The organism is Stenotrophomonas sp. 05L44_2 (assembly GCF_056665995.1).
Genome location: NZ_JBFTNR010000391.1, coordinates 1 through 3,983, shown reverse-complemented (window position 1 = coordinate 3,983; position 3,983 = coordinate 1). Strand labels below are relative to the sequence as shown.

General features: G+C 67.1%; 3 protein-coding genes. 1 reads left to right on the top strand and 2 read right to left on the bottom strand.

Annotated features, from left to right (window positions below):
- Both AC1VAN_RS14160 and AC1VAN_RS14155 read right to left on the bottom strand, forming a co-directional pair.
- Nucleotides 1–1,242 (bottom strand): cache domain-containing protein (locus tag AC1VAN_RS14160; protein WP_480986022.1); only part of this gene is annotated, 1,242 nt, incomplete at its 3' end.
- A gap of 68 nt (nt 1,243–1,310) precedes the next feature.
- Complete coding sequence (locus AC1VAN_RS14155; RefSeq protein WP_480986021.1) at nt 1,311–2,480, bottom strand: OprO/OprP family phosphate-selective porin; 1,170 nt, start codon at nt 2,478–2,480, stop codon at nt 1,311–1,313.
- Nucleotides 2,481–2,811: 331 nt separating this feature from the next.
- Between AC1VAN_RS14155 and AC1VAN_RS14150 the strand changes: the two genes are divergently transcribed.
- Nucleotides 2,812–3,983 (top strand): dicarboxylate/amino acid:cation symporter (locus AC1VAN_RS14150; RefSeq protein WP_480986020.1); only part of this gene is annotated, 1,172 nt, incomplete at its 3' end.

Here is a 3,983-nt window from a genome sequence, read left to right as displayed (position 1 = left end):
GAACAGTTCCTCGATCGGGCGGCCCACCCGCACCAGTCCCGCCGGGAAGCGGAACAATTCCAGATAGCGCGAATTCCACGCGACCAGACGCTGTTCCTTGTCGATCACCACCACGCCCTGCGGCAGATGTTCGAGGCTGCGGCTCAAGCCAACGTCTGCATCGGTCGCGGCTTCCAGCAGGCCGTCCTGGGCGGTCCGCAGTTCCTGTGCATGCTGCTTGAGCAGGGTTTCCAGTTCACGCCGGCTGCGCTGGCGGTGCTTGGACAGGCGACGCCGTTGCTGCACGAACAGCACCAGGAAACCCAGCGCCAGCCAAGCGGCGGCGCCGGCCACTGCCGCGCCGCGGCCGGCGCTGGTGGCCGCGCTGGCGTCGTGCAGCAGGTGCAGGCTCCAGTCTTCGTCGGGCAGCGCCAGGGTCTGCCACAGCATCGCCTGCGGCAGTGCCGGGTCGAGCAGGCGCACCATGCGGCCGCCATCGGCCAGCACATCTTCGGTGCGCACGCGCAGCGGCTGCAGCGAGCGGTCGGCATACTGCCGCGCCGCGCGCATCTCGCGGCGTTCCTCCGTGCCGAGCGGACGCAGAAGGCGGTAGCGCCAGGCATCGCGGTTGGCCAGGAACACCACGTCGTGGTTGTCGCTGGTCAGCACCACGTCCGGGCTGTTCAACCATTCCTGTTCCAGTGCCGACAGCTCGATCTTGATCACGATCACGCCGATGCGCTGGCTGTCGGCATCGAGGATGGCCTCGGACATGAAGTAGCCGGGCACGCCGGTGGTCATGCCGATGCCGTAGAAGCGACCACGACCATGGGCCAGCGCCTGCTGGTAGTACGGACGGTAGCTGTAATCCTCGCCGACGTTGCTGGTCGGCTGGTCCCAGTTGCTGGCGGCCACGGCCACGCCATCGCGGCCGACCAGGGTCAGTGTCGAGGTGCGGGTAACCTGGTTGGCGCGCTGCAGTTTGAGGTTCAGGCGCTGCCGCTCGGCGGGCTGGGGCGGCACCTGCAGTGCATGCAGCAGGTCCGGGTCCAGCGCCATCACCTGCGGCAGGGTGCCGAACCGGTCGATGCGCTGTTGCAGGCCCTGGCCATACAGCTGCAGCTGCCGCTGCACCTGCGCGCTTTCGGTGCCCAGCGCGCGACGCCAGGCGTAGTGGCCTGCGGCGGCCGCGCACAGCACGGTGCCGGCCACCATCACCAGAATAGTCAGCAACTGCAGGCGGTGTCGGCTGAGCCAGTACATGGCGGCAGTCTACGCAGGGCCGGCGGGCGTGGCATGCACGCCCGCCGGGATCTGACGCGTGGAAGGGATCAGAAGTGCATCTGCGCGCGAAGTTCGAAGATCTCCGGGGTGCTGCGCACACCGCGACGGCTGGCGTCGACCTTCACGTAGTTGGCCTGGAACTTGAAGTGGCTGGTCAGGTACCAGTTCGCGCCCAGGGTCAGGTCGTGCTGGCGGYCACCGAGGATGCTGCCGTCGTCCAGGTCCAGGCGGCTGTAGCGGGCCACCAGTTCCACCGCACCGTAGTCGTGCGCCGGCTTGATGTTGGCAACGGCGCCGGCGTTGTACGGGCGTGATTCGCCGGTCAGCACCCAGCTGGCCATCGCGTACTGACCGTGGCCGGTGTAGTCGGGCTTGCCATCATTGCGGGTGACGGTGGCCTGCAGCGCTTCGGCCTGCAGCGAGAACGGACCGCGGATCCAGATGCCTTCCAGGCCGGTGCGGCGGATCTGGTCGGCGGTGACCAGCGCCCCCGAATCGACCAGGCGGATGTCGGTCAGGCCGGCTTCCGGACGGGCCCGCAGGCGCGCGCTGGCTTCGTGGTGCACGTCGCGGCCATCGTGGTAACCGCGCGGATTTTCCTGCGAATAGGCCAGGCCGAGGTGGATCACATCGCCCGGTGCCTTCACCGGCGTCCACACCGCACGCACCGCCTGGGTGGTGCCGGGGTTGTCGCCCTGCAGGTCCTTGCCGCCATAGGCGCCGGCCTGCAGCAGGTACTGCGGACGCTCCAGCACCCATTCCACGCCGGTGCGGCGGCCTGCGTAGAACGCCTGCACGGGCAGCGCGGTTTCCAGGAAGCTGCCGGCGCGCGAGGAGGTGTTGGCATCCAGGCCGACCGGGGTCTTCATGTAGCCGAAGCGGAAGCGGCCGACATCGCGGCCGAAGAACGCCTTGCTCTCGAAGCGCACGAACACGTCCAGCCAGGTATCGGCCTGGAAGTCGTAGTAGACCATCGCGTCGTACACACCCTTCTTTTTCAGGGTCGCGCCGAACTCCTTGCGACGCACCGCATCGTCATCCTCGATGCCGCTGGCGGACGAGAAGTCGTTGTAGTCGTAGGCGATGTTGGCGGTAGCGGCCAGCTCGGTGCCGTCGCCGAAGGCGTACTTGGTCGGCCAGTTGTCGAAATCCGCAGCGGATGCGAAGGCGGGGAGGGCGGCCAGGGAAAGGGCCAGCAAGGTGGGAATCGGGCGCATGGGTGGTGCGGCTCTCTCGGATTGCGTGTGGACAGGACAACAACGGCCGCGATGGCCGGAACTTTCGCAATGACGCGCCCGGCCGTTCAGGTCGGGCCACCGGCGTCCCCGCGATCAGGGGTGCGGCGCCAGTGTAGGCAGCGCAGCCACCTGAACCGGGGGGCTAGTACCAATAGGTTATCTGCGCTGGCGTGCCCGGCGCGTACAAAGGCGTCCATTGGTCGCACCCCTGCGCCTGCAGTCACGGGGCGTGCGGTCAGTTTCCACGGTAACGGTTCCCGTGCATTTCCGGGGCCGTACGTGCCTGAAAACGCCCCTTCCGGAGTCCGCCATGCACATCCCGACCGCTGCGCCGGTGCCCAGCAAGCCGTTGCCGCTCTACCGCCAACTGTATTTCCAGGTGATCGTGGCGATCGTCCTGGGTGCTGTCCTCGGCCACTACGAGCCGCTGATCGGCGAGAAGATGAAGCCGCTCGGCGATGCCTTCATCAACCTGGTGAAGATGATCATCGCCCCGGTGATCTTCCTGACCATCGTCACCGGCATCGCCGGCATGACCCACCTGCGCACGGTGGGCCGGGTGTTCGCCAAGGCGATGGCGTATTTCCTGTTCTTCTCCACGCTGGCGCTGATCGTCGGCATGATCGTGGCGCACGTGGTGCAGCCCGGCGCCGGCATGAACATCAACCCGGCCGAGCTGGACCAGACCGCGGTGCACAGCTATGTCGAGAAGTCGCACGACCTGACCCTGGTCGGCTTCCTGATGGACATCATCCCGAAGACGCTGATCAGCGCCTTCGTTGACGGCAACATCCTGCAGGTGCTGTTCGTGGCGGTGCTGTTCGGCATCGCGCTGGCCTCGGTGGGCGAGAAGGGCAAGCCGATCCAGAACTTCCTGGAAGCGCTGGTCGCGCCGGTGTTCAAGCTGGTGCACATCCTGATGAAGGCCGCGCCGATCGGTGCCTTCGGTGCCATCGCCTTCACCATCGGCAAGTACGGCGTCGGCTCGCTGGTCAACCTGGCCTGGCTGGTCGGCTCGTTCTACCTCACCGCGTTCCTGTTCGTTGCCGTGATCCTGGGCGTGGTCTGCCGCCTGTGTGGCTTCTCGGTGTTCAAGCTGGCCCGTTACCTGAAGGCCGAGCTGCTGCTGGTGCTGGGCACCTCGTCGTCGGAGTCGGCGCTGCCGTCGCTGATGGAGAAGATGGAACGTGCCGGCTGCAGCAAGTCGGTGGTCGGCCTGGTGGTSCCCACCGGKTACTCGTTCAACCTGGACGGCACCAACATCTACATGACSMTGGCCGCGYTGTTCATCGCSCAGGCCACCAACACCGAGCTGACCCTGGGCCACCAGATCGCGCTGCTGCTGGTGGCGATGCTCAGCTCCAAGGGCGCTGCCGGCGTCACCGGTGCCGGCTTCATCACCCTGGCCGCCACCCTGGCGGTGGTGCCGGAAGTGCCGGTGGCCGGCATGGCGCTGATCCTGGGCGTGGACCGCTTCATGAG